This window comes from Pseudomonas nabeulensis, from assembly GCF_004682045.1.
Taxonomy (GTDB): domain Bacteria; phylum Pseudomonadota; class Gammaproteobacteria; order Pseudomonadales; family Pseudomonadaceae; genus Aquipseudomonas; species Aquipseudomonas nabeulensis.
On the sequence record NZ_QUZT01000127.1, the window covers coordinates 1 to 5,949 of the forward strand.

General features: G+C 63.0%; 7 protein-coding genes. 1 reads left to right on the forward strand and 6 read right to left on the reverse strand.

The genetic code is table 11. The features are described from left to right. Positions 1 to 104 precede the first annotated feature (104 nt). The 6 genes from DYL61_RS30895 to DYL61_RS30920 form a co-directional block, all read right to left on the reverse strand. Entirely contained in the window at positions 105 to 668 is a 564-nt protein-coding gene (locus DYL61_RS30895) for an NUDIX hydrolase (protein ID WP_135311539.1), read from the reverse strand. A gap of 2 nt (positions 669 to 670) precedes the next feature. Continuing rightward, entirely contained in the window at positions 671 to 1,423 is a 753-nt protein-coding gene (locus DYL61_RS30900; RefSeq protein WP_105695574.1) for a GntR family transcriptional regulator, read from the reverse strand. A 114-nt stretch (positions 1,424 to 1,537) separates the two neighbouring features. After that, entirely contained in the window at positions 1,538 to 2,023 is a 486-nt protein-coding gene (locus DYL61_RS30905) for a flavin reductase family protein (protein WP_135311540.1), read from the reverse strand. Positions 2,024 to 2,035: 12 nt separating this feature from the next. Continuing rightward, complete coding sequence (locus DYL61_RS30910) at positions 2,036 to 3,517, reverse strand: aldehyde dehydrogenase (protein WP_135311541.1); 1,482 nt, start codon at positions 3,515 to 3,517, stop codon at positions 2,036 to 2,038. Then, the gene (locus tag DYL61_RS30915) at positions 3,514 to 4,347 is read right to left on the reverse strand and encodes an alpha/beta fold hydrolase (protein WP_105695571.1); all 834 of its coding nucleotides are present in this window, start codon (positions 4,345 to 4,347) and stop codon (positions 3,514 to 3,516) included. Before DYL61_RS30915 ends, DYL61_RS30910 begins: the two co-directional genes overlap by 4 nt. Before the next feature lie 45 nt (positions 4,348 to 4,392). After that, a complete protein-coding gene (locus DYL61_RS30920; protein ID WP_105695570.1) occupies positions 4,393 to 4,983 on the reverse strand; it encodes an amino acid synthesis family protein in 591 nt (196 codons plus the stop codon). Between the two features lie 146 nt (positions 4,984 to 5,129). Between DYL61_RS30920 and otnI the strand changes: the two genes are divergently transcribed. Beyond that, positions 5,130 to 5,915, forward strand: a complete 786-nt coding sequence (gene otnI, locus DYL61_RS30925; protein WP_135311542.1) for a 2-oxo-tetronate isomerase — start codon at positions 5,130 to 5,132, stop codon at positions 5,913 to 5,915. Positions 5,916 to 5,949 lie beyond the last annotated feature (34 nt).

Here is a 5,949-nt window from a genome sequence, read left to right on the forward strand (position 1 = left end):
GGGCTTGCCCCCGATGGCAGTGTGTCAGCTAAAAATTTTTGGCTGACACTCCCTCATCGGGGGCAAGCCCCCTCCCACATTTTTATCTGCATATGACCTGGAGATCAGCGGATGAAATGGATCTTTCCGCTGTCATCATTACCAATGTAGATGCCATACACCCCGGCCTGTCGCTCCTCGATATACCGCTCGAGAATCTGTCGGATCGCCGGGTAGTAGATGCTCTCCCAGGGAATGTCCTCAGGCGCAAAAAATTTGTAGTCCAGGGTCTCCGGCCCGAACTGCCCGGTGATCTCCAGCGCAATGGCGCGAAAGATGATGTACACCTCGCTGATCTTCGGCACGCTGAAAATCGAATAGGGCGAGACGATTTCCGCCCGCACGCCGCTTTCTTCCCACACCTCGCGCAACGCCGCCTGTTCGGTGGTCTCGCCACCTTCCATAAAACCGGCAGGCAAGGTCCAGGTGCCCGGGCGCGGTGGAATCGCCCGTTGGCACAGCAAATACTTGCCGTCCTGCTCGATGATGCAGCCGGCAATGATCTTCGGGTTGATGTAGTGGATATAACCGCAGCCCCGGCACATCAGGCGCTCATGGGTATCGCCCGGTGGCAGCTGGTGACTCAGGTCACGGCTGCCGCAGGTCGGGCAAAAGCTGGGGCTGGGCACGGTCAGTGACCTATGCGCGGTTCTTTGAGGGCGATGGGCAGGGTGATTTCCGGCAGTGCGCCGGTTTCTTCCTGCTTGCGCTTGAGGTAGTCGAGGGCCACGGCGGCCGCAGCGCGCACGTGATCTACGCAAGCCTGGTGGGCGGCCAGCGGGTCGCCGCTCTTGATGGCCTGGACCATGCGTTCCATTTCCTGGTTGCTGGTGCCGCGACGGTTTTCCTGGGACACCGAGGTGGCGCGCAGGTAGCTGATACGCGCCTGCAACTGGCGCAACTGGGTGGCGGCAACGTGGTTGCCCGAGCCTTCCAGCAGCACATCGTAGAAGCCCTGCACCGAGTCGATCACCTGTTGCAACTCGCCGTCCTTGAGCGCCTTGCGGTTCTCTTCCAGGGCTTTTTCCAGGGCCTTGATGTCCTTGGCCTTGGCGCGCAGGGTGAACAGTTGCACGATCAAGCCTTCGAGCACGCACCGCAGTTCGTAGATGTCGACCGCATCGGCCAGGGTGATGATTGCCACCTGCGGGCCCTTGGCATCGGCAAATTCCACCAGGCCTTCGGACTCCAGGTGACGCAAGGCTTCACGTACCGAGGTGCGGCTGACGCCGAGGCGGTCGCACAGGTCGCGCTCCACCAGGCGGTCGCCCGGCAGCAGTTGGAAGTTCATGATCGCGCTGCGCAGTTTCTCCAGCACGATTTCCCGCAGGGTGACCGGGTTGTGGTTGACCTTGAAGCTGTCGTCGAGTGGCAGGCGTTTCATGGGGTCTGCTCTGTATGTAACGGTTAACTGGGGGCCAATCGAGGGCCGAAATTGCCGCCGAGTTTATCACGCTGCGTTCTTTAAGCGACAAACCTGCGCGGCCCCCAGTGCGCCTCAGGCCAGGGCGGGCAACGGGCCCAGCTTGCCCTTGTGATAGACCATCGGCGTGACCGGTTGCTCAGGCAGGATCAGGTTCTTCACCGCGCCGACGATGATCGCATGATCACCGCCGTCGTACTCGCGCCACAGCTCACACTCGATGATCGCCGTGGCCTTGGCCAGCAGCGGGTTGCCCAGCGCGCTCAATTGCCACTCGATGCCCTTGGCCTTCTCCTTGCCCTTGCCGGCGAACGCGTAGGCTTCGGCGGTTTGGTCAGCGGACAGCAAGTGAATTGCAAAGCGCTTGCTGTCGCGCAGGATCGGGTAGGTGTCGGACGCATAGTTGGGGCAGAACAGCACCAGCGCCGGGTCAATCGACAGCGCACTGAATGCGCTGGCGGTGATGCCGACGATGCCGCCGTCCGGGTCGAGGGTGGTCACCACCGTGACGCCGGACGGGAACGAGCTCATCACGTCTTTGTAAATGCCGGGTTCGATCATGGCAGGGGCCTCTTAACGCATCACAAAAGGATCAGGCATGGGCGCCTGGGACAGGTTGATCCACACCGTTTTCAGCTCGGTGTAGGCCAGCACCGAATCGATGCCGCTTTCGCGTCCATAGCCACTGTTCTTGAAGCCACCGATGGGCGCCATCGCCGACACGGCGCGGTAGGTGTTGACCCAGATGATCCCCGAGCGCACGTCGCGGGCCAGGCGGTGGGCGCGGCCGAGGTCGCGGGTCCAGATGCCGGCGGCGAGGCCGAACTGCGAGTCGTTGGCGATGGCCAGCGCTTCGGCTTCATCCTTGAAACGGATGACCGAGGCCACCGGGCCGAACACTTCTTCCTGCATGATCTTCATCGAGTTGCGGTCGCATTCGAACAGCGTCGGCTCGTAGAACCAGCCTTCACCGACATTTTGCGGACGTTTGCCGCCGGTGCGCAGGCGCGCGCCTTCGGCGATGGCGTCGGCCACCAGGCCTTCGACCACGGCCAGTTGCTGCGCGGTGGCCATCGGGCCCATCTCGCTGGCATCGTCCTGAGGGTTGCCGATGCGGATACGCTGGGCGCGGGCCACCAGGCGCTCGACGAATTCGTCGTAGATCTCATCCTGCACCAACAGGCGCGAGCCGGAGACACAGCTCTGCCCGGACGCCGCATAGATCCCGGCAATCGCGCCGTTGATGGCGCTGTCCAGGTCGGCATCGGCAAAGATGATGTTCGGCGACTTGCCGCCCAGTTCCAGGGACAGCTTGGCGAAGTTGTCCGCACTGCTGCGCACCACATGGCGAGCGGTGGCCGCGCCGCCGGTAAAGGCGATCTTGCGCACCAGCGGGTGGCGGGTGAGGGCGGCGCCGGTGCTGGGGCCGTAGCCGGTGACGACGTTGACGACGCCCGGCGGAATCCCGGCTTCGAGGGCCAGGCGTGCCAGTTCGAGGATGGTTGCCGAGGCATGTTCCGACGGCTTGATCACGATGGTATTGCCCGCCGCCAATGCCGGCGCGAGCTTGATCGCGGTCAGGTACAGCGGGCTGTTCCACGGAATGATCGCAGCGACCACGCCCATGGCTTCGTGCACGGTGTAGGCGAACAGGTCAGGCTTATCGAGGGGCAGGGTGCCGCCTTCGAGCTTGTCGGCCAGGCCTGCGGTGTAGTGGAAAAATTCCGGCAGGTAACTGACCTGGCCACGGGTTTCGCGGATCAGCTTGCCGTTGTCGCGGCTTTCCAGCTGAGCCAGTTGCTCCTTGTTCTCGGCGATCAGGTCACCCAGGCGGCGCAGCAATTTGCCCCGCGCCGTGGCGGTGAGGCCACGCCAGGCCGGGCTGTCAAAGGCGCTTTGCGCAGCCTGCACGGCGCGCTCCACATCCGCCTCATCGGCGTCGGGCAGTTGCGCCCAAGGCTCGGCCAGCGCCGGGTTGAGGCTGTCGAAGGTCTGGCCGGACAGGGCATCGACCCATTCACCGCCGATGCACATCTGGAAGCGTTCAAGCGTCATGCAACGATCCCCTTTATTGAATTGTTTTGGGCGTACACCGTGTCAAGAAAACCCAGCAGCAGCTGGTTGACCAGGCGCGGCGATTCTACCGGCATCATATGCCGTTGCTCGGCCAACACCGCAACGGTGGCGCCGGGAATGCGGTCGGCCAGTTGCCGGGCCATTTCCGGGGTTGAGCCGGGGTCGAGTTCGCCGGTGGCGACCAGGGTAGGGGCGCGCAGGGCCTTGAGGTCGTCGGCGCGGTACATGTCCTGGGTCGCAAACAGCTCGTACGTGGTGAGGTAGCCCTGAGGGTCGTTGCCCGCCAGGGTTTCGCGCAGTGCTGCGATCTGTGCCGGGTTGGCCGCCTGGTATTCACGGCTGAACCAGCGTGACAACGCCGCTTCCGCGTTGGCATCCGGCCCGTGTTCGGCGGCCTGGGCAGTGCGGGCGATCACGCCGGCACGTTGCTCGGGGCTGCGGTTGAACACGCTGTTGAGCACCACCAGGCTCTTGAGGCGCTCGGGGTAGTGCAGGGCAAACGCCCGGGCGACCAGGCCGCCCATGGAAAAGCCGATCACCGTGGCCTCTGGCAGTCCCAGGTGATCGAGCAGTTCCAGCAATTGGTCGGCATAGCCCAAAAGCGGCGTGCCGGCGGCCGGGCGCGGGCTGGCGCCATGGCCGAGCATGTCGTAGGTGATCACGCGGTAATTCGTGGCCAGGCCAACGACTTGCCCGCCCCACATTTCTTTATTCAGGCCCACGCCGTGGATCAAAACCACAGGCTGGCCTTGGCCGGTCGCCAGATAACTGGTGCCAGCCGGGGTGCGTTCAGCGGTGAGCCGAATCATGGAGCGCTCCTGCATGCCTTTTCTTATTGGGGTGTCGGTCGGGCCTTACTGGGCTTTTTCGGCGGCCAGTTCTTCCAGGTCGATATAACGGTTGCCGATGCGTGGGTGCAGGCGGCCGCCGTCGGCGCAGCCCAGGACCACGACGATTTCGTCGGCACGCGGCGCGTCTTCGATCTGCATTTCCAGGGTGATGTAGTGCGAGCGCAGGCCTTCGTCGTCCTTGTGCATCATCGGGATCTGGATCGACGTGCCTGGGCCGCCGCGCTTGTTGGTGAAGCTCAGGTAGCTCTTGGCCTTGACCGCTTCACGGTAATGATTGCCGAAGCGCAGGGTGTGGATGATCGCCGAGGCGTGCTCGATTTCGCCGTCGGCACCGACCACGGCGGCTTTGCCGTAGGCCTCGATGTTCTCGGCACCACCGATGATGCCCACCAGGCGCTCGACCATCAGCGCGCCGAGGTCGGAACAGTTGGCGCGGATCACCGGCTTGAGGTCTTCCACGAAACCCTGGCCCAGCCATGGGTTTTTCAGCACGACGGCCAGGCCGACCATTTTCACCGGGGTGTCGGAGGCTTTGCCGCCCTCGATAAAGGTTTCTTCTACGTAGCTGACGATCTTGCGAATTTCGAAACTCATGAGCTGCTCCATCTGAGGTGGGGTGGTTTGCGTATGATGGTATACCATAATACGCAAAGCACAAGCGCTGGAAATCAGTTCCTCGACGGACGTGGCTGAAAGCGTCAACATCGATCAAGTGAATATTTCAGATCAGGGATGTTTTTATGCCTCGTTTCGCTGCCAACCTGAGCATGCTGTACCCGCAACACGACTTTCTTGAGCGCTTCGCTGCGGCCAAGGCCGACGGCTTCGATGCGGTGGAGTACCTGTTTCCCTATGACTACAGCGCGGCCGAACTCAAGCAGCGCCTGAGTGACAACGGCTTGGTCCAGGCCTTGTTCAACGCACCACCGGGGGATTGGGCGGCGGGGGAGCGCGGCATTGCGACCTTGCCGGGGCGTGAGGCCGAGTTCCGTAGCGGCTTCGATCGCGCGCTGGAGTACGCCACCGTGCTTGGCAACGACCGTGTGCACGTGATGGCCGGCTTGCTGCCGTCGGAATCCCTGCGTCAGCGCCACCACGCCGTGTACCTGGAAAACCTCGCCTACGCCGCCACGGCGGCGGCCGAGGTTGGGGTGACGGTGTTGCTGGAGCCAATCAACACCCGCGACATGCCGGGGTTCTTCCTTAATCGCCAGGACCAGGCCCAGGCCATCTGCCGTGAAGTGGGGGCGAGTAACCTCAAGGTGCAGTTCGACTGCTACCACTGCCAGATTGTCGAGGGGGATGTGGCGACCAAACTGCGCCGGGATTTCGCCGGTATCGGGCATATCCAGATTGCCGGCGTACCGGACCGGCATGAGCCGGATTTGGGGGAATTGAACTACGGGTATCTGTTCGACCTGATAGACCAGCTGGGCTACACCGGTTGGGTGGGCTGCGAGTACCGGCCAAAGGCCGATACCTCGGCCGGCCTGCAATGGTTGCGAGACTGGAAGGCTGGCCGGTAGTGTCAGTTAAGGAAACAGCAAATGAGCGGCTTTC